Annotated in this window: 26 protein-coding genes and 1 pseudogene; 20 read left to right on the plus strand and 7 right to left on the minus strand. The window is 39.8% G+C overall.

All coding sequences use genetic code 11. From position 1 onward, the window contains the following. Positions 1 to 39: 39 nt before the first annotated feature. Positions 40 to 1,188, minus strand: coding sequence for a tyrosine-type recombinase/integrase (locus MLC44_RS02045; RefSeq protein WP_434658253.1), 1,149 nt, complete (start codon positions 1,186 to 1,188; stop codon positions 40 to 42). 175 nt (positions 1,189 to 1,363) lie between these two features. Next, positions 1,364 to 1,927, minus strand: coding sequence for a GTP cyclohydrolase II (gene ribA / locus MLC44_RS02050; RefSeq protein WP_193151133.1), 564 nt, complete (start codon positions 1,925 to 1,927; stop codon positions 1,364 to 1,366). Positions 1,928 to 2,048: 121 nt separating this feature from the next. On the opposite strand from ribA, the gene hemB reads away from it, so the two are divergent. From hemB to MLC44_RS02075, 5 genes are read left to right on the plus strand one after another with little or no spacing between them, the layout of a single operon-like run. Then, a complete protein-coding gene (hemB, locus tag MLC44_RS02055; protein ID WP_434637539.1) occupies positions 2,049 to 3,023 on the plus strand; it encodes a porphobilinogen synthase in 975 nt (324 codons plus the stop codon). A gap of 52 nt (positions 3,024 to 3,075) precedes the next feature. Further along, the gene (gene argF / locus MLC44_RS02060) at positions 3,076 to 3,996 is read left to right on the plus strand and encodes an ornithine carbamoyltransferase (RefSeq protein WP_151901111.1); all 921 of its coding nucleotides are present in this window, start codon (positions 3,076 to 3,078) and stop codon (positions 3,994 to 3,996) included. Positions 3,997 to 4,006: 10 nt separating this feature from the next. Then, complete coding sequence (locus MLC44_RS02065; protein WP_151901110.1) at positions 4,007 to 5,158, plus strand: 5-(carboxyamino)imidazole ribonucleotide synthase; 1,152 nt, start codon at positions 4,007 to 4,009, stop codon at positions 5,156 to 5,158. Continuing rightward, positions 5,155 to 5,670 carry a 5-(carboxyamino)imidazole ribonucleotide mutase gene (purE, locus tag MLC44_RS02070; protein WP_434637541.1) on the plus strand — a complete coding sequence of 172 codons (516 nt, stop codon included), beginning with the start codon at positions 5,155 to 5,157 and terminating at the stop codon, positions 5,668 to 5,670. Before MLC44_RS02065 ends, purE begins: the two co-directional genes overlap by 4 nt. Positions 5,671 to 5,690: 20 nt before the next feature. After that, on the plus strand, positions 5,691 to 6,878 hold the full coding sequence (locus MLC44_RS02075) for a multiheme c-type cytochrome (protein WP_434658256.1): 1,188 nt from the start codon (positions 5,691 to 5,693) through the stop codon (positions 6,876 to 6,878). A 12-nt stretch (positions 6,879 to 6,890) separates the two neighbouring features. Here the strand turns inward: MLC44_RS02075 and trpS are convergent, their stop codons facing one another. Continuing rightward, positions 6,891 to 7,856, minus strand: a complete 966-nt coding sequence (gene trpS / locus MLC44_RS02080) for a tryptophan--tRNA ligase (protein ID WP_151901107.1) — start codon at positions 7,854 to 7,856, stop codon at positions 6,891 to 6,893. Between the two features lie 108 nt (positions 7,857 to 7,964). Between trpS and hpf the strand changes: the two genes are divergently transcribed. From hpf to MLC44_RS02095, 3 genes are read left to right on the plus strand one after another with little or no spacing between them, the layout of a single operon-like run. Further along, entirely contained in the window at positions 7,965 to 8,294 is a 330-nt protein-coding gene (gene hpf / locus MLC44_RS02085; RefSeq protein WP_151901106.1) for a ribosome hibernation-promoting factor, HPF/YfiA family, read from the plus strand. Between the two features lie 9 nt (positions 8,295 to 8,303). Continuing rightward, complete coding sequence (locus MLC44_RS02090) at positions 8,304 to 8,903, plus strand: hypothetical protein (RefSeq protein WP_151901105.1); 600 nt, start codon at positions 8,304 to 8,306, stop codon at positions 8,901 to 8,903. A gap of 9 nt (positions 8,904 to 8,912) precedes the next feature. Beyond that, on the plus strand, positions 8,913 to 9,335 hold the full coding sequence (locus tag MLC44_RS02095; RefSeq protein ID WP_151901104.1) for a CopD family protein: 423 nt from the start codon (positions 8,913 to 8,915) through the stop codon (positions 9,333 to 9,335). Between the two features lie 131 nt (positions 9,336 to 9,466). Here the strand turns inward: MLC44_RS02095 and der are convergent, their stop codons facing one another. Both der and MLC44_RS02105 read right to left on the minus strand, forming a co-directional pair. After that, complete coding sequence (gene der / locus MLC44_RS02100) at positions 9,467 to 10,945, minus strand: ribosome biogenesis GTPase Der (RefSeq protein WP_151901103.1); 1,479 nt, start codon at positions 10,943 to 10,945, stop codon at positions 9,467 to 9,469. A gap of 118 nt (positions 10,946 to 11,063) precedes the next feature. Continuing rightward, positions 11,064 to 11,666 (minus strand): LPP20 family lipoprotein, encoded by a 603-nt coding sequence (locus MLC44_RS02105; RefSeq protein ID WP_434658259.1) that lies wholly within the window; start codon positions 11,664 to 11,666, stop codon positions 11,064 to 11,066. Between the two features lie 72 nt (positions 11,667 to 11,738). On the opposite strand from MLC44_RS02105, the gene MLC44_RS02110 reads away from it, so the two are divergent. Then, positions 11,739 to 12,131, plus strand: a complete 393-nt coding sequence (locus tag MLC44_RS02110) for a phosphoribosyltransferase (protein ID WP_434658262.1) — start codon at positions 11,739 to 11,741, stop codon at positions 12,129 to 12,131. Positions 12,132 to 12,306: 175 nt separating this feature from the next. On the opposite strand, the gene MLC44_RS02115 is transcribed toward MLC44_RS02110, so the two are convergent. After that, positions 12,307 to 12,663, minus strand: a complete 357-nt coding sequence (locus tag MLC44_RS02115) for a c-type cytochrome (RefSeq protein WP_230973267.1) — start codon at positions 12,661 to 12,663, stop codon at positions 12,307 to 12,309. Between the two features lie 3 nt (positions 12,664 to 12,666). Further along, positions 12,667 to 13,422: a TerB family tellurite resistance protein gene (locus MLC44_RS02120; RefSeq protein ID WP_151901100.1), complete on the minus strand. Its 756-nt coding sequence runs from the start codon at positions 13,420 to 13,422 to the stop codon at positions 12,667 to 12,669. Positions 13,423 to 13,465: 43 nt separating this feature from the next. On the opposite strand from MLC44_RS02120, the gene MLC44_RS02125 reads away from it, so the two are divergent. From MLC44_RS02125 to MLC44_RS02175, 11 genes and pseudogenes are all read left to right on the plus strand, one after another. Next, on the plus strand, positions 13,466 to 14,371 hold the full coding sequence (locus MLC44_RS02125; RefSeq protein WP_151901099.1) for a DMT family transporter: 906 nt from the start codon (positions 13,466 to 13,468) through the stop codon (positions 14,369 to 14,371). A 53-nt stretch (positions 14,372 to 14,424) separates the two neighbouring features. Next, on the plus strand, positions 14,425 to 15,219 hold the full coding sequence (gene kdsA, locus MLC44_RS02130; protein ID WP_151901098.1) for a 3-deoxy-8-phosphooctulonate synthase: 795 nt from the start codon (positions 14,425 to 14,427) through the stop codon (positions 15,217 to 15,219). 20 nt (positions 15,220 to 15,239) lie between these two features. Continuing rightward, complete coding sequence (gene ribH / locus MLC44_RS02135) at positions 15,240 to 15,704, plus strand: 6,7-dimethyl-8-ribityllumazine synthase (RefSeq protein WP_434658264.1); 465 nt, start codon at positions 15,240 to 15,242, stop codon at positions 15,702 to 15,704. Further along, a complete protein-coding gene (gene nusB, locus MLC44_RS02140; protein ID WP_418640994.1) occupies positions 15,704 to 16,108 on the plus strand; it encodes a transcription antitermination factor NusB in 405 nt (134 codons plus the stop codon). Before ribH ends, nusB begins: the two co-directional genes overlap by 1 nt. A 6-nt stretch (positions 16,109 to 16,114) precedes the next feature. Then, positions 16,115 to 18,544, plus strand: coding sequence for a multiheme c-type cytochrome (locus tag MLC44_RS02145; RefSeq protein WP_434658266.1), 2,430 nt, complete (start codon positions 16,115 to 16,117; stop codon positions 18,542 to 18,544). Beyond that, a complete protein-coding gene (locus MLC44_RS02150; RefSeq protein ID WP_151901094.1) occupies positions 18,544 to 18,978 on the plus strand; it encodes a DUF302 domain-containing protein in 435 nt (144 codons plus the stop codon). Before MLC44_RS02145 ends, MLC44_RS02150 begins: the two co-directional genes overlap by 1 nt. Then, positions 18,975 to 20,024 (plus strand): dehypoxanthine futalosine cyclase, encoded by a 1,050-nt coding sequence (locus MLC44_RS02155; protein WP_434658269.1) that lies wholly within the window; start codon positions 18,975 to 18,977, stop codon positions 20,022 to 20,024. Before MLC44_RS02150 ends, MLC44_RS02155 begins: the two co-directional genes overlap by 4 nt. Positions 20,025 to 20,065: 41 nt before the next feature. After that, positions 20,066 to 21,304: a M16 family metallopeptidase gene (locus tag MLC44_RS02160; protein ID WP_434581617.1), complete on the plus strand. Its 1,239-nt coding sequence runs from the start codon at positions 20,066 to 20,068 to the stop codon at positions 21,302 to 21,304. 4 nt (positions 21,305 to 21,308) lie between these two features. Next, a complete protein-coding gene (locus MLC44_RS02165) occupies positions 21,309 to 23,273 on the plus strand; it encodes an AAA family ATPase (protein ID WP_434658271.1) in 1,965 nt (654 codons plus the stop codon). After that, the gene (locus MLC44_RS02170; protein ID WP_434658274.1) at positions 23,273 to 23,542 is read left to right on the plus strand and encodes an ATP-binding domain-containing protein; all 270 of its coding nucleotides are present in this window, start codon (positions 23,273 to 23,275) and stop codon (positions 23,540 to 23,542) included. Before MLC44_RS02165 ends, MLC44_RS02170 begins: the two co-directional genes overlap by 1 nt. Positions 23,543 to 23,677: 135 nt before the next feature. Continuing rightward, a pseudogene (locus tag MLC44_RS02175) lies at positions 23,678 to 24,600 on the plus strand (glutaminase). The last annotated feature ends 1 nt before the right edge of the window (position 24,601 follow it).

Below are 24,601 nucleotides of genomic sequence, written 5' to 3' on the forward strand. Positions count from 1 at the left end.
CTTCCCTATCTATATATACCCTATTTTTGCGAAGTTTTACTATTTAGAAGTCTCATTGTCACTTCTAAGAAAGTCCCACCATTTTTCAAATATAATTTTTCTCTTTGAGTATGGAATATCTAAATATATTTGTTTTATCTCTTTTTTGTGGTTATGAGATAAGCATCTATCTGCTAAATCAGTATCAACCCCTAGTGATGCAAGTATGGATAAAAAAAGATACCTATTATCATGAGGAGTGAATTTATGTCCTGTATTGAGTTGCACTTCTGCTTGGGATACTAAATTTGCAGCATGTTTAAACATACCACTGTAGGCAAAGCTAAAAAGCTGTTCATCTTCAAACTCTGGGTCTAATACATGTTCAGGTAATAGTTCTACAACTTCGAAGGGTAATGGATACTTCTCTTCAATACCTGTTTTAGTTATGTCTTCAGTAGCAATGATATACCAGCTTCCATCAGCATAGCAGTTAATATGTGAAAATTTCAATTGGTGCAGTTCTCCAATTCTTCTAACAGTCATAATATTCATGAGTAGAAGGAGTCTGTGAGAAGCTCTATAATGTAAAGCTGTAGAGTAAAGTTTACGAGCGACACTTTCCATAGGCTCGTTAAAGCGGATGTCAAAGCTCGCTTTTTGTTTGTGAGAACCATAATCTAATTCATAAAAAGGATTGGATTTGATATTGCCATCTCGAAACTCTTTTTCAAATATCTTGAACATAATGACATTGAGTGTAAGCTTAAAGCTCTTTGTATTGTCTTCAATGCTTCCTAGAATTTTTAGAGCATGGGCTCTTGTTACTCTGTCTAATCTAAGATGTCCTACAACTGGATGAATATAGTTATTGTAGAATAGTTCTAGACTGCGTTTATAGTGACTGTTGTCTTTGCTCTTGGTTGTTGGTTTTTTCTTTGCAATATCTGCAAGAATAATTTCTTTTACCGTATCACCACGGCTAGATGCAAAAGGATCTTTTCCATTTCGAAGTTCAGATTTGATTTCTTCTAACTTTTCACTTGCTTGTTTAGCAGTAGTTGAATCGAAAAGCTTGGTTAAATTTTTCTTTTGGTAAGTGATTCCATTGAGCATGAAGTTTACATAGTAGTCTTTTTTCCCATTAGGCTTTTCGAGAGAAAATACATTCGTATACTTAGTTTTCTTAAAATCGTTTTTTCTAGCCATCATATACTCCTAGTGTATACACTAATAATAAAGTGTATATAGTATGTATTGTATAGTGTATAGACTTAGGATAGTATTTATGTGGTTAGGATTGGTTATAAGTGAAAGTCTGAAATGTGTTGAAACCCTATATTAAAGGGTTTAGTTCCTAGTTTAGGGAGTGATAGAAAGTAGCTTATAGCAGATGTCCCATTCCGTCGCGCTTGACATCAAGGTATCCTTCATTATGCTTGTTCGGTTTCATAATAATGGGAATCCTCTCAACAATTTCAACACCGCTGATCGAGTTTACTTTGTCAGGATTGTTGGTCAGCAGTTTTATTTTTTTGATATTGTAATGATGCAAAATAAAAGTGACGACTTCATAGGTACGCTCATCTGCAGCAAAACCGAGTTGATGGTTGGCCTCTATGGTATTGAGCCCTTTGTCCTGCAGGGCATAGGCGTTGATTTTGTTTAAAAGTCCTATGTTTCTTCCCTCCTGCCGAAGATAGATTACCATTCCGCCGGTTTCATCAGCCATTTGCAAACCATACTCAAGCTGGTCACGGCAGTCGCATTTTAAACTGCCTATGGCATCTCCGGTAAGACACTCCGAGTGAACACGTACTATCGGCACTTCAGCCAACTCTTTTGCACAAATAACAAGATGCTCTTTTTGCCCTTGTTTAAAAGCCTGTACATTGAAATCACCGAATCTTGAGGGCAAATCTGCCACATCAGATATTTTTATTTGCATATATGCTGTCCTGTACAATTTTGCAGGCATTATAGTTAGATTATGATTAGAATTATATTATATGAATAAATTTAATCTTTAAAAGGGTAAAATAGCCTCTTTAAAATATAAAGGGTCAAAAATGTTTCAAAGATTTCGCAGAACCAGACTAAACAAGCATCTCCGTGCGCTTGTAAGAGAAACACATGTAACTGTAGATGATTTTATATATCCGCTTTTTATCCGTAGCGGTGGAGGTATTAAAACCGAAGTGGCATCCATGCCGGGTGTTTATCAGATGAGTATTGATGAGGCTGTAAAAGAGTGTGCGGTGCTTAAAAAATTAGGATTGTATTCGATTATTCTTTTTGGAATTCCCGATGTCAAAGATTCCATAGGCAGTGATGCTTTGTGTGAACACGGGATTATCGCTTCAGCAGTACGGGAGATAAAAAAAGCACACCCTGATATGTTTGTCGTCACAGATTTGTGTTTTTGTGAATATACCGATCACGGGCATTGCGGCATAATTGATGATGATCGTGAGACAGTTGATAATGATGCCACTTTGGAGATTTCCGGACAGCAGGCAATTATACATGCTAAAGCAGGTGCAGATATGATAGCACCTTCGGGTATGATGGACGGTATTATAGAAACTTTGCGAACATACCTGGACAGAGCAGGGTATAAAGAGTTGCCGATTATGGCATACTCTACAAAATTTGCAAGTGGATATTACGGACCGTTTCGTGATGTGGCTGAATCAACTCCTAGTTTTGGTGACCGCTCCTCGTACCAGATGGATCCTGCAAACCGCCGTGAAGCGATTGCTGAGAGTAAAAGTGATGAAGAGCAGGGGGCTGATATTTTGATGGTAAAGCCTGCTTTGGCTTATTTGGACATTGTGCGTGAGATTAAAGACAACACTTCGCTTCCGATGGCTGTTTATAATGTAAGCGGTGAGTATGCTATGCTGAAATTTGCCGGTCTGAATAATTTGATAGACTATGAACGCGTGGTGATGGAGACGATGATAGCATTTAAACGTGCAGGCGCTGACATAATTATCTCATATCATGCAAAAGAAGTAGCACAAATGCTCAAAAATCGCTAATTTAAAGAAAAGTATATTAAAATAGCTGATAAACAAAAAAGAGGAAGAAACTGTGAGACATTTTTTAACACTCAAAGATTTTACCAAAGAAGAGATTTTAGAAATTATAGATATCGGTCTGAAAATAAAAAAAGAGCTCAAAGCGGGCATTTACAATAAAGAATTAGAGATGCAGACACTTGCTATGATCTTTGAAAAGAGTTCAACAAGAACGCGTGTAAGTTTTGAAACAGGAATGTTTCAGCTTGGGGGGCATGCGCTTTTTCTCTCTAGCCGTGATATTCATTTGGGACGGGGAGAACCTGTAAAAGATACGGCAAGAGTTATTTCGAGCATGTGTGATATGGTAATGATACGCACCTATGAACATTCCATGATAGAAGAGTTTGCATCGTATTCTCAGGTACCTGTTATTAACGGACTCACTGATACCTATCATCCCGTGCAGCTTTTGGCTGATTATATGACGATGATTGAATTTGGAGTTGCAAAAAATGCAATTGTTGCCTACGTCGGTGACGGAAACAACATGACAAATTCATGGTTGATGCTTGCTGCAAAACTGGGCTTTGAATTACGTATTGCAACACCAAAGGGATATGAAGTTGACAGTAAGGTTCTTCGAGATGCTTTGGATACAGCAAAAGAGAGCGGTGCGATTATCAGGGTAATGAATGATCCCAAAGAGGCAGTACGCGGGGCTACAATTGTCACAACAGATACATGGGCTTCAATGGGGCAAGAAGATGAAAAAGAGCAGAGAATCAAAGATTTCAAAGGCTTTATGGTTGACGGACTGATGATGTGTCTTGCACAAAAAAATGCAAAATTTTTACATTGTCTGCCTGCGTATCGGGGACAGGAAGTAAGCGAAGAGTTGCTTGAAGACAATGCGGATATAGTGTTTGCAGAGGCTGAGAACAGACTGCATGCACAAAAAGGGCTTATGGTCTGGCTTGACAGACAAAGGTAACTGTTGACAAATGGATAAAAATTTCAACTATTCAAATTTGAAACTCGGCATTATCGGAGGCGGGCAACTCGGCAGAATTATGTCACACAAAGCAAAAAAGATGGGATTTCATGTAACAATACTTGACCCCACATTTAACTGTCCTGCCGCACAGGTTTCAGACAAGCATATCCTTGGCGGGTTTTATGATAAAGAGAAGCTTGAACAGTTAGTGCAAGAGACAGATGTGACAACTTTTGAATTGGAACATGTAGACACTTCCATACTCAAAGAGCTGTTTGATCATGGGCATATCATTCATCCCTCTCCTTATATTATCGAACTCATTCAAAATAAATATGAGCAAAAAAAACTTCTTGACAAAAAAGGTGTTCCTGTTCCTGCCTATAAAGATGTGAAGAAAGAGGAAGATTTGGCTGCCTTCGGATTTCCTGTTATTCAAAAAGCAAAGATGGGTGGTTATGACGGAAAAGGCGTGCAAATGCTAAAATCCGAAGCAGATGTAAAAAATGCACTCCAGACCGAATCATTTATCGAAGAGCTTGTGGATATAGACAAGGAACTGGCCGTAATCGTTGCGAGGAATATTGAAGGCCAGATCAAATGCTACCCTGTGGTTGAAATGCTTTTTGATGAGAGAGTGAATATTTGTGACATTGTAATGGCTCCTGCAAAAATTTCAAAAGAAATTGCGGACAAATCAAGAGAAATTTCAATTGAAGCCATCAAAGCCTTGGACGGTGTTGGAATTTTTGCTGTTGAATTGTTTTTAACAAAAAAAGGCAAGATTTTGGTTAATGAAATAGCACCGCGTCCTCATAATTCTGGACATTATACAGTTGAAGCCTGTGCAACATCACAGTTTGAACAGATTATCCGGGCGGTAACAAATCTGCCTTTGGGATCTACCAAGCTTATTTCTCCTGCAGTTATGATTAATTTGCTCGGAGAAGAAGGATATGAGGGAGAACCTTTTATAGAAGGAATTCATGATGCATTGGAGATTCCGGAGCTGTCTTTTCATTTTTACGGAAAAACCTTTACGAAACCATTTAGAAAAATGGGGCATGTAACAATCCTTGATGATGATATTGACGAGGCATTAAAAAAGGCAATGAAAGCAAAAGATATTCTAAAAATTAAAGGAAGCAAAAAGATATGAGTAAAGCGTTGGTTGGAATTATTATGGGGAGTGACTCGGATTTACCGGTTATGAGTGGGGCTATTGAGATATGTGAAGAGTTTGGTGTTGCCTGTGAAGTAGATATTGTCTCCGCACACCGTACACCGCAAAAACTTGTAGAGTATGCACAAACAGCACAAGCAAGAGGCTTGCGCGTCATCATCGCAGGAGCCGGCGGAGCTGCACATCTGCCGGGTATGATTGCTGCGCTGAGTGTCTTGCCTGTTATTGGAGTGCCGGTGAGAAGTTCTGCACTTGACGGAATGGATTCTCTGCTCTCTATCGTGCAAATGCCGGGAGGTGTTCCTGTGGCAACAGTAGCTATTAACGGTGCCAAAAATGCAGGAATTCTTGCAGCGCAAATTATTGGGACAGGGGATGAAGCCCTGCAGAAAAAGATTGCCGAGTATAAAACTGCAATGAAGGATGAGGTAGACAAAAAGTCAGAAAAACTTGCAAAAATGAAGTACAAAAAGTACTTGAACCAATAACAGACAAGGATTTGATTGAGATGAAATTTTTTCTTTTTTTACTCATTTTTTTTACTTCTCTTTTTGGAGCAAAAGCAGTCGAAGTCGGCAAACGGTTTGAAAGTTCCGAAAACTGTAAAGTCTGTCACAGGCGTATCGTAGAAGAGTGGAGTGCTTCATGGCATGCAAAAAGTCATTTTGAAAAAGATGAATATTTTAAGAAAAGTCTTAAATATGTCAGCCGTAAAACAAGAAAAAGTTTAAATGCTGTAAAAATTCAGTGTGCTACCTGTCATAACCCTCGAATCAGTGTAACAAAAACAGATGAAGATTATGAAATTGCTGCTGTTATGGGATTGGCAGATGAAGATGATCCTGTGAACAAAGCAGTAAATTCAAAGGTTATCAGTGAAGGAATTAATTGTGTTGTATGTCACAATATAGATAAAATACATGATGAATATGACAAATCAAAACGAGGAATCAACAGAGTGGAGTGGACTCCGTCGGGTGTTATGACGGGACCTTTCAAAGATGCCAAATCGCCTTATCACAAGGTAGTCTCACATGAGTTTATGCGTTCAAATCCAAATAAACTCTGTTTTGTATGCCATGCAAATGACAGAAGTGTAAAAGGCGTGGTTTTTACAGATATGGAGAGTGAGTATGTCGGTAAGCAGACCTGTGTCTCGTGTCATATGGGTCCCAAACAAAAGGGTGTTGCCGCAACATATAAAATGTACAATGGTAAAGCAAAAATGCGAATGGTGAGAAAACACGGATTTATTGGTGCACATACACCCGGTTTATGGAAAGGCGCTTTGCGTTTGCAACTGAAAAAACAAAAAAACAGACTGCTCATAAAAGTTAAAAATCCGCAACCGCACAATATACCAAGCGGTTTTGGTTCAAGAGAACTTCTTGTTGAAATTGTCTATAAGAAAGGGACTGCAGTCATCAGTGAAAAAACTGTTTCTCTTTCACGCCATTATATAAGAAGACATAAAAAAGTCGGTATTGCGCATCTTGCGCTGAAGCAAAGTAAAGATACAAGCATAAAGGCACATGGCGAAAAAACATTAAGTGTACCGTTGGCAGTTGGGGCGGACAGTGTTGAAGTGACATTGTATTATCGTCTGGTAAACGATGAGGTTCGCAATTTGCTGGATCTGAAAGAGCCGATCTGGTCGAAAAAGAACTTTATAGTAAAAAGTTCTTTGCGACTTTGATAAAATACTTTTTTAGTATTTTATCCCTGTTACTGTTCTGACTTTGTCTATAGTCGGCGCTACAATCTCTTTTGCTTTGTGCGCACCCTGGAGGAGTATTTCTCTCACTTCGTCTTGATGCGCTGCAAAATATTCTCTTTTTTCTCTGTAGGGTCTGAAATATTCCCAAATCACATCATGTAGATAGAGTTTAAAATGCCCGTGTCCTTCCCCGCCTTTTTTGTAACGTTCCTGGAGTTCTTTGCATTCATTTTCATTTAAAAAGAGTTTTGCCATATTGTACACATTACAGTTTTCATACTCTTTTGGTTCTTCCATCGGTACTGCTTCGGTAACAATTTTTTTGATTGTTTTGAGCTGTTTTTTCTCTTCACCAAATATATTGACAGTATTGTTATAGCTTTTAGACATTTTCTGTCCGTCAGTTCCTGGAACTGTGGCAACATTCGCTTCTATTTTATATTCCGGAAGTTTAAATATATCACCATATTCGTTGTTGAATTTTATGGCAATGTCGCGTGCAATCTCAACATGCTGGATCTGATCTTTTCCCACCGGTATAATATCAGGCTGATAGAGTAAAATATCGGCAGCCATTAAAACAGGATAGGAAAAGAGCGAATGGTTGGCGGCTATGCCTTTGGCAGTTTTGTCTTTATAGCTGTGAGCACGTTCGAGCAGCCCCATAGGTGTAAAAGAAGAGAGCACCCAGTAGAGTTCCAAGACTTCTTTTACATCAGACTGTACCCAAAAAGTTGATTTTTGCGGGTCTATGCCGAGTGCCAAAAAATCTGTTGCCGACTGCATAGTCAGCTCTGCCAGTCTTTTGCCGTCTTTTACGCTTGTCTGTGCATGGTAGTTTGCTATAAATGCAAAAGTGTCATTCTCTTTTTGTGCATCGACCATCTGTTTGATAGAACCAAAGTAGTTTCCTATATGCAAATCACCTGAGGGTTGAATACCGGTTAAAACTCTCATTATACAATTCCTGATTTTTTAAGGCGTATTATACCCATCTCAGCTTTATTTTGCTATTATATAGTTAAATATAATTAAGCCCTATGGCTTAAAATTAAAGGATTTATGATGATAGTACAAATTCGTGCAAAAGATATAACTTTAACAGACGAAAAGAAAGCACATATAGAACAGGGCATTGAAAAATTTAAAAAGTTTTCTTTAGATATTACAAGAGTAAACTGTATAGTTTCTGCTGAAAGAGCAGGTGTCTTGGTAGAGTTTGAAATACATGTAGCACACTCTGCTCCTATTGTCATCAGTGAACACCACAAAGACCTGGATGCTGCCATTGATGTGGCTGTTGACCGTGCAAATAAAGCTTTACGCCGCTTACATGACAAAGTAACTGATCATAAAGGGCCTTCTATTAAAGAATTAGAACTTACAGATGTATAAAGCAGCTATATGAAATTATTATTATTTTTGATTTTCACAGTAAATCTTTGGGCATCACAAAGTAACTATTCTCTTAGAGTGGCGGTTGGAAAACCTACATTCTATTCGGCAGCTGATATAGCGCTTGGAAAGTTTGGAGCTTACAGAGATGATTTAAAAGCGTATAATTTAGATGGAGGGTATCTTTTAGCAAAAGATTTATTTACTTTACCATTAGATTTGTATCTTAAAGGCGGATTGACATTTTATGATGAAACGGCACAAAAAGATGTATATGGTGCTGATATTTATATAAAAGCATATTACAATATTGATTTTTGGAATAACAGAGTGCGTTTTGGTTTTGGAGAGGGGGCTTCTTATGTAAGCCGTGTTTTGGAGATAGAACGCATAGATGCTCAAAATCATAATGACAACAATTCACACTTTTTAAATTATTTGGATATAAGCCTGGATTTTGATTTGGGAAAACTTGTGAAGTATAAGCCATTAGATGAAACATATATTGGTGTTTTGTTAAAACACCGGTCAGGGATTTTTGGTTTGATTAACAATGTAAGACACGGTGGTTCAAACTATGAATCTGTGTATATAGAAAAAAACTTTTAGGTGTCTTATATGTATAACTGGCTTTTATGGTTTCATGTCATCTCTTTTATCTCCTGGTTTGCAGTATTGTTTTATCTGCCTAGGCTTTTTGTCTATCATGTTGAAAACAGTAATAACAAAGGTTTTGTAGAGGTAGTTAAAATTCAGGAAATGAAGCTTTTTAAATATATAGGTGTGCCTGCTATGTGGGCTACACTCCTTAGCGGTGCGGCACTTATTTATCTTGGCGGATGGATGAGTGCTCCGTGGTTACATGTAAAGCTTCTGTTTGTACTTTTTTTAATTATAGACTTTTACTCAATGAATGTGTACAGAAAACAGCTTTTAGAAGACAGATGCACAAAAAGCGGAAAGTTTTTCAGAATGTATAATGAAGTACCGACACTTTTGATGCTTGTTATTGTAGCGATGGTTGTACTCAAACCCTTTTAAATCGGAATCGGTACTTTAGTGCCGACTGTTTTTTCTTTCTTCCTCTTTCATCTTTTTGTAAAAATAAACACTCAAGGCTGTCAGCCCGATTCCGCCAAATAAAAATGTAAATGCAAGTGCATAACTCATGCTTATTTGTCTCCTCTCTTTTTTGCTTTAAAAAGAAGCGGGGTTCCACTGAAATTAAAGGCTTCGCGCAGTTTGTTAGTAAGATAGCGTCTGTAGGTAAAATGCAGACCTTTGGGCTTATTCATAACAATGGCAATTTTTGGCGGTCGTGTTTCATACTGTGTTGCATAATAGATTCGAATCACCTGTCCGTGCATACTTGGCAGGGTGTGACGGCGCAGTGCCCGCTCCAAAACTTCATTGAGCCGGGATGTCGGAATTCTTTGTGAATAGTTTTCGTTTATTTCTAAAATCATATCATGAAGTTTGTCTACTCTTTGATGGCTTTTTGCCGAAAGGGTTAAAATAGGGGCATAGGCTAAAAACTTAAATCTGTCACGCACCTCTTTGATGATTTTGTCATGCTCTTCTCTTTTGGCAATATCCCATTTGTTAAGAATGATAATACAGGCAAGCCTGTTTTGATCAACAAGTCCCGCAATTTTTTCATCCAAATCCAAGAACGGCTCACTCGCATCCAAAACAACAAGTGCCATATTTGCATTTTCCAGCATCTCTTTTGTGCGCATTAAAGCATATTTTTCAATACCGACAATTTTTCCACGACGGCGAAGCCCTGCTGTGTCAACAAAGGTAAGCTGTTTGTCTTTATAGACTATGGTCTCATCAATCGGGTCGATTGTTGTACCGGCAACAGAACTCACAACAGAACGTTCTTCGCCCAAAAGAGCATTAAGCAGTGAACTTTTTCCGACATTGGTACGTCCGATAATAGCTATTTTTATATGGTTTATGTCATTTTCATCAAACTCTTTGATACGATCATTCTGAGCAAATATTGAGTCATCTTCTACCTCTTCCTCGTCCCAGTAGATGAAACTGTCATCTTCTTCATCCTGGGCATATTGTGAAAAAAATTCTTCATCACTGAGTTCTTCTTTCTCCTCTGTGATGATTTGTACTTCTTCTGTTTCGTCTTCTTTGAGAATATCACTTTGTGGCAGTTTGTCATAGATCCAATCAAGCAGTTCAACAGTATTTCTGTTGTGTGCTACAGAGATACCGAAGATGGCATCTGTGCCAAACTCATAAAACTCCCAGAGCTTCTCTTTCATTTTGTCATTGTCTATTTTGTTGACAACAAGAGCAATCTCTTTACCCATATTTTGGAGTTCATAAAAAAGTTTTTTGTCTTCATCCTCAGGCAAACCTTTGCCGTCGACCATATACAAAATAATATCTGCTTTGTAGGCAGCTTTTAATGACATTTCTTTTATTTTGTCGAAAAGTTCGCACCCTTTATCAAGTCCACCCGTATCTAACAGTTCTGCTTCTTTGTCAATAATTACGGCTGTTTTTCGTTTGACATCCCGTGTTGTTCCTGCCAAATCAGATGTTATGGCATCACGTTTTTTTACCAAACGATTAAAAAGTGAGCTTTTTCCAACATTTGGACGGCCTATAATTGCGATTTTTTTCATGAGTGAACCTTGTAAACTTGCGAAGAATTATAAAATATTTTTGAAATTATATCTAAATTATGGTTTAAATGGGGAGAGAAGCAAAAACTGCCTGTTTTACAGGCAGTAGGGAGTGCTGTTATTCAGTCGGAAATTCTTTGTCTAAATTTTCCAGTGCCTGTTTTGACTGAAACTGCTGCCAAAGGGCATTGTCATTTTGAAAACTTGAAGCAACAGTTTTTTTGTAGGCTTTTTTGACCTCTTGGTTAACGCTTGACTCGGGAACAGTTACAAGCATATAAATTGCACCGGATGGCGCCGTCCACATATCTATAGCTTTGGAGCCTTTTAAATCCACTTTTGCCACCTGTTTTGTGACAGCCGTTGTGACTTTGTCCACTGTTTCGGCAGAACCGTTTCCTGTGGCTCTCGTAAAACCTTCCATCTTGTCTTTGATTTTGCTCTCAATCTGTTGTGCCAAATCAGAACGGCCGTTCATGAGGGCAACACGACGCATATGGGCAATACCTGCTGCACTTTTCTCTGCAACACCCACACCTGCATAGTAACCGGGTACTTCCGGTATACAGGTCCATCTGGGAGCGGCTACTCCCTCTTGTTTACATGTAAAGGTGGGTGTGTAGACTTCCTGCTTTTTTGGTTCGGCTTTTTTGCTGCTACAGCCTGTAATCGCTGCTGCAATCAGTGTTGTTGCAATTATATTTTTCATTATTTTATTCATTAACAGTACCTTTTTATTAACATTACATGTAGTATACTACCATAAATCTTTACCATAACTAAGGAAAACATATTGAAACAGTACTATTCTTATGAAAATTTCAGAAATGATACATGTAAACTTAGAGATAATGTGAAAACATTTAAACCTGAAACAATAGTTGCTGTTGCAAGAGGCGGGCTTGTCCTGGCGCATTGTCTGGCAGAAGGGCTTGATATTCGAGATGTGCAGAGTATAAGAACAGAGCTGTATGATGCTACATGTAAACGCGAAGCGCTGTCTCTTTTTGGAATATGCAGTTTGGCAGATGTGAAAAGAGTGCTTGTTGTGGATGATATAGCCGACAGCGGTGAACACTTGCGTATGTCATGCAGCATTTGCAAAAAAACTTTCCTGAAGCGGCATTTAAATCTTCGACACTTTTTTATAAAAAAACATCAATATACGAACCGGATTTTTGGATAAATGAAGCAGATGCATGGATAGAATTTTTTTGGGAGAAAGATTTCAGCCCAGCGGGTTAAACGGTTTTATGCTTTTCAATCCTGAGAGTCGGCACTAAAGTACCGACTGGTGTGACTTTTTTGCCACTCTCACTTCCTTAAAGGATGGGTTGTGACATATTCCCGGAATCCGTACTTCAGTGCGGACTGTGTTGCCTGGTAAAATCTGTTTCGTAAATATATGCAGCTATATCTTGTAAAACATCTTTTTCAAAGGCAAGATTGGGCATGAGTTCGTATTTGTCAATGGCATCTTGCATAATTGAAGTTGTTTCGCTCGGTTTTTGTACCCACTCTGCCATCTGTCTGACAAAATCTTTTTTATTGGGAAATGCATTCAAATATCTTGTACGCACTTCCATCATTGCCGGGGCCGAGACAGATTTCGTTTCAAAATGACAGGTTGTGCAGTTGCCGTGAAAAAGCAGGGCACTGTTTTGTGATGCCTGCAAAAGAGTGCCAAGGAAGCAAAGCAGTATAAAAAGAGATTTCACACGCTATCCTCTGGCTTTTTTTATCATCTCATAGGCCTGATTTATCTCCTGCGTTTTGGCAGTTGCTTCTTTGATATACTCTTCGCTTTTTCCCTGAGACTTGATGATATCAGGATGATACTGACGCACAAGCTTTCTGTAGGCTTTTTTGATGCTGCTCATATCATCATTTTTGCTGACACCCAAAATTTTGTAGGCATCATCCAGCGTAGCCTGCGGATGGATGTTTTTCATCATCGCTTCAAACTGGTCAAACAGAGCGTGATATTTTTGCGGATCAAATGCAAAAGCCTCGGCAATTGTGGTGAGTACTTCTTCTTCACTTTGGGTCACTTCACCGTCTGCAAAAGCGAGCTGAATGAGAAATCCCATAAACTGTTCTTGTTGGGCTTTATTACGTCTGAGTGCCTCTGCTAAAGCATGGGCAATCTGCTCTGTATTGTCACGGCGTTCTTTTTCTTCGTTGAAGATTTGTTTTAAAATATCTTTTGTTTTTGCAGGTTCCGGAAAGACCTTGGAAATGTCATCAAACATGATACCTACAAGCTGTGCTTCAAGGGCATCGACATGACCGTCTGCCTTGGCAACTTTGGCAACAAGGGCGACAAAAAGTCCCAGCTCACTGTTTTTGAGTGATTCATACGAAACAGAAAAATTTTTAAATGCTTCTTGCGAATACTCGGCTGTGTATCTGCCGTAACTTTTAAATATATAATAAAAGACTGCCCCTAAAAGCAGAAATAAAAATAAATTACCCATATTTTTTCCTATATTTTTATGAGATTATACAATGCTGAAGTAAATGGATATAATTGCATTTATGAATAGAATCAAAAATTTAAACAAAGGCGTACAGTATATGCTTATTGCCAGCCTGGCATTTGCTGTTATGGGTGCTTTTGCCAAACTTGCCAGTCAAAACATGAGTTCACTTGAAGTTGTTTTTTTTAGAAATATTGCAGGGGTACTGTTAGTCGGTATCGCAGTATTGAAAAAGCCTATGCAGCACAAGGGAGGAAAGCCTCTGTTGCTCTTTTTTCGGGGTTTCATGGGCTTTGTCGCTCTGCTGGCATTTTTTTACAATATCGCACATATTCCTCTGGGCGATGCAATGACCTACTCAAAAACATCTCCGATTTTTACGGCAATATTTGCCTGGCTTTTTTTAAATGAAAAACTCTCTTACAGGGGATGGATTGCCGTTTTTACAGGCTTTATCGGTATACTTTTTATAACACAGCCGAGCGGAATCGGATTTTCAAAATATGATCTGCTCGGAATTTTCAGCGGGGTGGGTGCAGCACTTGCCTATACCTCTGTACGGGAATTAAAAGCCTACTATGACACCCGTGCCATTGTGCTTTCTTTTATGATTACAGGAACACTCGGTCCGGTCATTTTGTTTGTTGTTTCTCCTTATCTGAACTTTCCTGAACTTGATTTTATGCTTGCAAAATTTGTAATGCCGCATGGTATTGTCTGGTTCTATCTCTTTGCGATGGGAATTTTTGCTACAATTGCACAATTGCTGATGACAAAAGCCTACGGAGAGACAAAAGCGGGAATTGTCGGTGCTGTAAGTTATACAAATATACTTTTTTCGATACTGGTCGGTCTGTTTTTGGGAGATGCTTTTCCGTCACTGGTAACGAGTTTTGGAATTGTACTGATAGTGGTTGCGGGTATTATGGTTGCACGCGATAAGTAGGGATTAAAATCGTTTAGCTATAATAAGCTATATTTTTGAAAGGCAGATATATTATGAAACTTTTAGCGGGCCCCTGTGTTATTGAGAGTGAAGAAAATATTTTTACAATAGCAAAAGCATTGGAAAAATATCATAATGACGAGACAATAGATTTTTATTTTAAAGCGAGTTTTGACAAAGCCAACCGAACATCTTTGGAGAGTTTTCGTGGTTTGGGTATGGGTGAAGGTCTTCGCATACTCCAAAAAGTCAAAGATGATTTTGGCTATAAAATAGTGACGGATGTGCATGAAACGATTCAGGTTGAGCCTGTTGCAAATGTGGTAGATATGTTGCAGATTCCTGCATTTTTATGTCGGCAGACAGATTTGCTCGTCGCCTGTGCAAAAACAGACAAAGAGGTAAATATCAAAAAGGGACAGTTTATTAACCCGCCTGATATGAAATACTCTGTTATGAAAGTGCTTAAAACCCGCGGATGTGATGAAGTGAGTTATGAAAATTCCCAAAAGCACGGGGTCTATCTGACAGAGAGAGGCAGTTCTTTCGGATATGGCAACATTGTTGTGGATATGCGTTCTTTGGTGATTATGAAAGAATTCGCACCGGTGATTTTCGATGCCACACACTCTGTACAGATGCCGGGTGCTTTAGGCGGAAAAACAGGCGGTGACAGCTCTATGGTGCCGCATCTTGCAAAAGCAGCAGCAGCCATCGGCGTGGACGGATTTTTCTTTGAAACACATTTTGATCCAAGTTGTGCTTTGAGTGACGGTCCAAATATGCTAAAATTAGACGAATTGGAAAAACTGATAGAGAAAATCAAAAAAATACAAGCAGTAATATAAATAACTCACAAGGAAGAAGTATGCAGTTAATTGAAGGTAAATTAAAAGTAGTAAACGGCAAAAAAATTGCCATAGTAAGCACACGATGGAACCACTTTATAGTGGACAGACTCGTAGAGGGAGCAAAAGATGCCTTTTACCGTCACGGCGGGAATGAAGAAGATTTGACACATGTATTGATTCCGGGTGCGTTTGAGTTGCCGATGATCGTCGATCAACTCCTTGCAAGTGGAAAATATGATGCAATTTGTGCATTGGGAGCCGTAATACGCGGTTCAACACCGCATTTTGACTATGTTGCGGCTGAAGCGACAAAAGGAATTGCAAGCATGAGTCTAAAATACCAAAAACCGGTTTCATTCGGTCTTTTGACAACTGACACGATTGAACAGGCGATAGAGCGAGCCGGAACAAAAGCCGGAAACAAAGGTTTTGAAGCAATGACGGTTGTGATTGAAATGCTAGATTTGTATGAGGTGCTGTAATGGCTACTCGTCAACAGGCGCGTATGGCTGTAGTCAGTCTTTTGTACGCATACGATCTTGGAAATGGCAATACTTCCGAACACTCTAATGAAATTCTTGAAGAGAAAAAAATCAGAAACAAGCAAAAAGATTTTGCTCTTGGACTCTATGAAGGTGTAATGGAGTATATTGAGGCAATTGACAAAGCTATTGTAGAACATCTCAAAGAGTGGGATTTTGAACGTCTAGGTGCCATTGAACGTGCAACATTGCGACTGGCTACGTATGAAATTCTTTTTAGCGGGCTTGATTCTGCCGTAGTTATCAATGAAGCAGTTGAAATTACAAAATCGTTTGGAACAGAACAGTCTCCAAAGTTTATCAATGGTGTTTTAGATGCAATAGCCAAAGACAAAAAGGCATAAACAGAGATGAGAAAGATACTCTGGTTCGGTGTTTTATTTGCAACATTTTTATCTGCAGCAGTCAATTACAAACAAACAAACAACTGTTTGAAATGTCACGGAGAGATTGAGCATATACGGGCGCCTGAATCCGGCATGGCAAAAGCGATTGCAAAAAAAGCAGCCAAAGCAGGGTATCCGAAAAACAGCTGTATTGTCTGTCACGGAGGCAATCCGGCAACAAAACATAAAAGCAAAGCCCATAAAGGAAGTCTGAAATACTTTTTGTCGCATGAAGGCCCCAAAGAGTTTTATCCGGCACCGGGAAGTACCTGGGTCAACAAAAATACCTGTGGAATGTGTCACAAAGAAGAAGTCGCAGCACAAATGAATTCTCTGATGATGACAGAACAGGGAAAAATCCAGGGAGCACTTTGGAGTTTTGGCGGCAAAGAGGGATATAACCATACAGTAGGCACATATCAAACAAAAAATCCGACAGACATTCATGCCAGACTCGGTACAAAAAAGTATCAGGAGTATATGCAAAAACTCTCAAAAATGGAACCGCAGGCATTTCCTAAAGAGATGACCCAGTTGCCTCCCGCTCCAACAGCACAAGAGATTGAAAAAGACCCTTCTTTGGCTGTGTATACCTATTTGCGCCAAGAGTGTCTGCGTTGCCATACAGGAAGCAAAGGGCGTCAAAAAAGAGGTGATTACCGAGGTATAGGCTGTGCAGCCTGTCATATCCCCTATTCAAACGAAGGCTATTATGAGGGTGGCGACAAAAGTATATCGCATAAAGAACGGGGCCATTTGCTTGTGCATCAGATACAGTCATCACGCGAAACAAAAGTTACGGTGCATAAACAGAGTTATTCGGGCATTCCGACAGAGACATGTTCAACATGCCATAATCGCGGAAAGCGTATCGGGGTTTCATATCAGGGACTGATGGAAACTGCTTACAAGGCAACTTTTGACAAAGACGGAAACCCCCAGCCCAAACTTCATACCAAACGATACATTCATATGCAGGGAGATGTGCATTTCAAAAAAGGAATGCTGTGTCAGGATTGCCACACATCCAATGATATGCACGGAGACGGTTTTTTAAGCGGAGCCAATGCCGGTGCTGTAGAGATAGAGTGTCAGGACTGCCACGGAACAACAAAAAAATATCCCTGGGAACTGCCATTGGGTTACAGTGATGAGTTTAAGACATCTCCACAGACAGGAGAAGCCAGAGGCGTTACAAAGACGATGGCAGAGTATCTAAAACAGGGAAGTGTCAATAAACCGGATGAGGGTTATCTGCTTTCGGCACGGGGAAATCCTTTGATACATGCAACCAAAAAAGGCAATGAAGTTATAATGCATTTGGCAAGCGGAAAAGATGTGGTGCTCAAACCGCTCAAACTGCTTAAAAAAGAGGAAAAACTCTCAAAAGCCGGACTGCTGGCAATGGACAAGATTACAGCACACAATGACAGACTTGAGTGTTACACCTGTCATGCAACCTGGGCACCGCAGTGCTACGGTTGTCATGTGAAAATTGACTACAGCGGCGGAAAACAAAACCCTGATTATCTGCAGTCTTCTCATGATCATGATATACACGGACAAACAGGTATTATGCGAAAATCATTGAAAAAATATCTGGTTGACGGACAGGTTACCGAAACAAGAAGTTTTTTACGCTGGGAAGATCCGGCTCTGTCCCAAAACGGAGAAGGACGTATAAGCCCGACTGTTCCGGGATGCCAGACAACGATTACCGTTATCGGGAAAGACGGTAAGGCGCTTTTGCAAAATCACATTTTTAAAATACCAAATGTCGAAGGTGCAGGAGCTGAAGGTCAAAATGCCATTGATATGGCACCGATTCAGCCTCATACCATTCAAAAAGAACCAAGAAGCTGTGAAAGCTGTCATGCAATGAAAAAAGCACTCGGGTATGGTATAACAGGTTCGCAAACAACATTTGATCCTTCTGTGGATACTATAGTCGATATCATGAGTGCTGATGGAAAAATAATGCCGACGATTGTAGATGAACAAATTCCTGCCATACCGAATCTTCATTTTGACTACTCAAAATTTTTAGATGAAAACGGAACGCAACTGCAGACTGTCGGGCATCACTGGAAACTTTCACAGCCTCTGAGTCAGGCACAGATTGATAAAACAGACAGAGCAGGAGCCTGTGTGGCCTGTCACCAAAGTATACCGGAAGGAAATCTGGCAGTTTCCGCAATGGCACATATTGCAGAGATGGCAAATATAAATATAGACAACAAAGAACATGCCGATATTTTACATAAAGTTTTAAATTTAGCTGCATGGCTTCAGGTAATTCTGGGTGTATTTATTGGTATGCTTGCAATGTACATTTTTTACAGGCTTTTTATTAAAAAGAAGTCTATCAGTTCACGAAACAGAGGATGGAAATAATGAAATATTTTTTACTGTTGGTAACACTTTTAAATGTTACTCTTTTTGCAAATGATATCATTATAAAAGAGAGTACAAAGAGTGTTGATACAACAATACAAAAGATAAAAGACATTGTGACAAAAAAGGGTTTGCGTGTTTTTACTGTAGTTGACCATCAGGCAAATGCAAAACACATCGGGATGCAAATGCGAAGCAGTAAACTGATAATTTTTGGCAATCCTGAAACAGGCACACAACTGATGCAGCAGGATATTGTAACAGGTGTTGATTTGCCTATGAAAATTCTTGTCTACCAAGACAGAGACAAAAAGGTGAAAGTTGCCTACAGAAACGGAAGTTGGCTCAAAGAAGAACACCCGTTGCTCTCAGATAAACTGGTGCAAAAAATAGATAATGCACTTGATAAAATTACAAACAAAGCGATACAATGAGTAGACTGACAAAAGAAGAAGCACTGGATTTAATCCGCAATGCGGATTTAAAAGAGTTAGGAAAGATGGCGACGAACAGAAAAAAAGAGTTGCATCCAAAAGGAATCACGACCTTTGTCATTGACAGAAACATTAACTATACAAACATCTGTTGGGTAGACTGCAAGTTCTGTGCCTTTTACAGACATGAAAAAGATGCGGATGCCTATGTGCTGAGCTTTGACGAGATAGATGCAAAAATAGACGAACTCTTGGAAATCGGCGGGACACAGATACTTTTTCAAGGCGGTGTGCATCCAAAACTCAAAATAGAGTGGTATGAAGATTTGGTGGAACACATTCATCAAAAATACCCGACGATTACGATTCACGGATTCAGTTCCATCGAGTTGGACTTCATCGCCAAAGTTTCGCGTATCAGTATTCAGGAAGTTTTGGCACGTTTAAAAGCAAAAGGACTGGCTTCTATTCCGGGTGCGGGGGCTGAGATACTTTCAGACAAAGTGCGTGACATTATTGCACCCAAAAAGATAGACGCTGAAGTCTGGGTGGATGTTCACAGACAGTCGCATAAACTCGGTATAATGAGTACGGCGACAATGATGTACGGAACAGTTGAGAGTGATGAAGATATCATAGCGCATTTGGATATGGTGCGAAATCTGCAGGATGAAACGGGAGGATTCCGTGCTTTCATTATGTGGAGTTTTCAGGGCAAAAACACGGAACTGCTGCGTCTGATTCCTGACATGGAAAAACCCTCTTCTAACAGATACTTGCGTTTGTTGGCTGTTGCCCGTCTGTATCTTGACAATGTGCCAAATATTCAAAGTTCCTGGGTTACGCAGGGTCCCTATATCGGTCAGATGGCACTCAAATTCGGTGCAAATGATTTGGGAAGCACGATGATGGAAGAAAATGTCGTCAGTTCAGCCGGTGCGGCCTACCACATGGCAAAAGAGGAGATGGTACATCTCATCAAAGACCTGGGTGAAATCCCGGCTGTAAGAAATACGGCATATGAGACTTTAGAGATATTTCAATAATGAAACTTTTTTTTATAATATTAGCAATAGGACAGATAATCATGGCAGCACAAATAGACTATATAGAAGTAAAGGGAATCAAAGTCCCGCTTATTTTTGAGCAGGATAAAAGACTTCCCCTTGTCAACACACAGATTGTGTTTACAAACAGCGGAACGATAACAGATACAAAAATACCGGGATTGGCAAAATTTTCTTCAAAACTTCTCAATGAGGGAACAAAAAAACTGGGTTCAAACGGCTTTTCTGAAGAACTTGAGTCTCGGGCGATTCACATATCTGCAAATACAGGCAGTGAGACCTTTGTAATTGAAATGAGTTCGCTTAAAGATGAGTTTGAAAATGCCACAAAGTTTTTAAATACTTTGCTGAAAGATCCAAACTACAGTGAAGCAGCGCTTTCCAAAGTCAAGACAATGACGCTTGGTTCACTTAGCCGCAAAGAGAATGACTACGATTATGTTGCATCAAACGAACTCAAAAAGCTTCTTTTCCCAAACACACCGCTGGCACAGCCTGCATCGGGCACTGTAGAGAGCGTAAAAAGCATAGAACTAAAGGATGTAAAAGAGTTTGTGAAGCAGCATTTGGTTGTGGCTAGAGCTATCATTGTCATCGGAGGTGATCTTGATATAAAAGAAGTCAAAGAGAATATGGCCAAAATTTTAAATACACTGCCAAAAGGCAAAAGCGAACCTCTGCCGCATTTTCAAGCGAGTGACAAGCCAAAAGAGAGTATTTTAAAAAGAGAAACAGAACAGGCATACATCTATTTCGGCTCACCGTATAATATGGCTGTAAATGATGAAGAGTATTACAAAGCCAGAGTGGCAACCTTTATACTCGGAACAGGCGGTTTTGGCAGTCGTCTGATGGAAGAGATTCGTGTCAAACGCGGACTTGCCTACTCCGCCTATGCTCGGGTACATGTAAACAAATCTGTTTCGTATATGGACGGATATCTGCAGACAAAACTTGACTCAATGGATGAGGCGAAAAAAACAGTCATAAATGTGATTTCGGAATTTGTTCACAAAGGTGTAAGCAAAGAAGAGCTTGAACAGACAAAGAAATTTCTTCTCGGCAGTGAACCGTTACGGGTAGAAACCATGAGCCAAAGACTGCAACGCACCTTTATGGACTACTACAAAGGTTTTCCTCTGAATCATTCAGAAACAGAACTCAAAAAAATTAAAAAATTAAAGCTCAAAGATTTGAATGATTTTATCAAAAAGCATACAGAGATCCTAGAGCAGAGCTTTGCGATAGTAACGAAGTAGTTTCGTGACACTCATAGGGCAAATCGACAGAATTCTTTTTGAATCCGAGGGCTTTTTCATTGCTGTTTTAAAAAGCGGTGAAAAAATCAGCGGGACCTATTTTGAAAGTGATGTCGAGAGTATTAAAGGGTCTGCTATTACGCTTGAGGGAGAGTGGGTTGAGCATAAAAAGTATGGCAGGACTTTTAAATTTGAGACACTCAAAGTCAACCAGAATGAACTCTTTTTCTTTTTAAATAAAATCATTAAAGGCTTTACAAAAAAACTCTCTGCGGATCTGATAGAACATTTCGGCACGGAAGAACTTGTAGAAATTTTGGACAATGACATAGAAAAACTCCTGGAGTTCAAAGGCATTAAAGAAAAACGGCTCAAAAAAATCCAGGCTTCCTGGAAACAGTTTCGTTCTATGCGTCGGCTGGGGGAGTTTTTAAGCCCTTATGATGTAACACCGGCACTGTTGACAACGATTGCCACCGCGATGAAAGATGTGGACGAGCCGTGCACAAAAATCAAAGAAAATCCCTACATTCTGACAAATATCAACTCCATAGGTTTCAAACGTGCAGATGAACTGGCACTGAAAATGGGCGTGACTCCTGAGAATGAACAGCGTATCAGTTCGGCGATGGATTATGTGCTCTTAAACTACTGTGAGGCACAGGGAAACAGCTGCATAGCAAAAGAGGTGCTTTTTGGCGGTCTGGACGAACTGCTCGGGTTTGTCAACAAAGAAAATCTGTATGAGGCGGCTTTGGTGGAGCGGGTGGCTGAACAAAGCATAGTGATTATGAAAAACGATCGGGTTTCTCCTGCACGTCTGTATGATGCAGAGAAGTTTTTGTATGATGATTTTACAACGCGAGCAAAACTTGACAGCGGCGGATTTGTCAAAGACCTTGATGCTTTTTTGTCTGAGAGTTCTCTCAAGCTCGGCGAACAGCAAAAAACTGCCGTGGAGATGATAAATAAGGGCGCTTCTTTACTTTTTTTAGTCGGCTATGCCGGAACAGGAAAGAGTACGACAAGCAAAACAATTTTAGAACTGCTCAACACCCGATATGATAAAAAAGAGATAATTACCTGTGCTTTGAGCGGCATAGCTTCCCAGCGTATCAGCGACACGACAGGTTTTGAGTCCGCCACCATACAGTCACTGCTGGTCAAACATGAGGGAAGTGACAAATTTCCCTATTCTGTCGTATTGATTGATGAAGCTTCGATGATAAACTCCTCTTTATTTGCACGGGTGATGCACAAAATTTCTAAAAAGGCCATTGTCATTATTGTCGGAGATGATGCGCAGTTGCCTCCTATCGGAGCGGGAAATGTTTTGAGTGATGTGCTGACACTCGCACTCGCGCCTACTGTGAAACTGACGCAGATTTACAGACAGAGTGAAGAACAGGCGATTACCCTCATCGCCAACCAAATTCGTCAGGCAGAGATTCCCGAGTATCGGCAAAAATATGAAGATTTCGAGTTTGTCGATGTCAGTATCCAAAACTACTATGCCTTGAAGAACCAACTCTCACAGGAGGAGCTGAAAAACCTCAGAGAGGACAACTCACAACAGATTATTGCGGAGATTATTCACCGGGTTGTCGAGTCTATAGAAAAAGCAAGATACCGGCTGAGCAACAAACAGATTAAAGAGTATCTGAACTATTTTCAGGTTATTACGCCTATGAAAGGCGGAATATTAGGCTCGAATAATCTCAACAAAGTTTTGCAGGAGTATTTTAATCCCAATCCGAAAAAGTGTGTCAAGCGGGGAGAACTTGAATTTCGTCTGATGGACAAGGTCGTGCATACAAAAAATGAAAATATGGTTTCTTGGAGTGGCGAGGGCTTTAAAGAGGGGGAGGAAGCGAATGAGCGGAGAATTTTTAACGGCATGAGCGGACTCCTTTTTAAAATTGATGAAGAAGAAGAGCAGGTTTTGTTTTTTACCCCAATGAAGATGTAGTGGTTCGTTATGAGTATGAAGAGCTGAAATCACATTTGATGCTCTCTTATGCCCTTACCATTCACAAAGTACAGGGCATGGAGTATGATATTGTGGTGATTCCTATGAGTTTTACACACTATATTATGCACAATACCAAGCTGATATATACCGCCATTACGCGTGCCAAACACAAATGTATAGTCATAGGCGAGGGCGGAGCCTTTGAAAATGCCTGCAGACGGGTTGATGTGACAAGAAGAGATACGGTACTGCTGGAATTACAATAACTTTTCTGCTGAATTGTGTTAAAATATCTTAGAGTGACTTTTTCGGAACCCGTACTTTTAACGCTAAAGCGTAACTTAGAAAAAAACTAAATTTTTTTCTGCAGTGCGGGCTTTGTGGTTTAAAAGGATAAACCGATGGACTACCAACAAATTCTGCAAGATATTGAGATTGAAATACAGCCGCTTTTTGGAAAAGGAAAAGTAGCGGATTATATTCCCGCACTTGCAGAGGCTGATGCAAAACAGTTTGCGATGAGTATTACCTTTTTTGACGGAAGTTCTTACCATGTGGGTGCTTCAGAGACACTTTTTTCCATACAGAGTATCTCCAAAGTTTTTACCTTTACGATGGCGTTAAAATATTTCGGTGCAGAGCTTTACAGGCGCGTAGGACGTGAACCTTCGGGAAACCCTTTTAATTCTCTTGTGCAACTCGAATATGAAAACGGGATTCCAAGAAATCCTTTTATCAATGCGGGTGCCATTGTTATAACAGACACGCTTATAAGCCATTATAAAAAAGATACGCTCGCCTTTGATGCCATAGTGGATTTTATACGCTCTATTGCCGATGATACAAGTATAAGTATGGATTCAGTCGTAGCAAGTTCAGAAATGCAGCATGCCTACAGGAATCTGGCACTGACAAACCTGATGAAAAGTTTTGGCAATATCGACAATGAAGCGATAACACTGGTGCAGACCTATTTTAATCACTGTGCCCTGGAGATGAATACAAAAATGCTTTCACGCTCTATGCTCTACCTTGCCAACCACGGTATAGACCCCATAAACAAAAAAATCTATGTAACCAAAGCGCAGGCAAAGCGGATAAATGCCGTGATGCTGACCTGTGGACATTATGATGCGTCGGGGATTTTGCTTTTAAGGTAGGCGTTCCGGGAAAAAGCGGCGTTGGTGGGGGAATTGTAGCCGTCATTCCTCAAAAAATGGGAATCTGTGTCTGGTCACCTGCACTGAATGAACAGGGAAACTCACTCATAGGTACAAAGGCACTGGAGCTTTTGACGACAAAAACGGGGCTTTCGATTTTTTAAA

Source organism: Sulfurimonas sp. NW9, from assembly GCF_051132275.1.
GTDB classification, from domain to species: Bacteria; Campylobacterota; Campylobacteria; order Campylobacterales; family Sulfurimonadaceae; genus Sulfurimonas; species Sulfurimonas hydrogeniphila.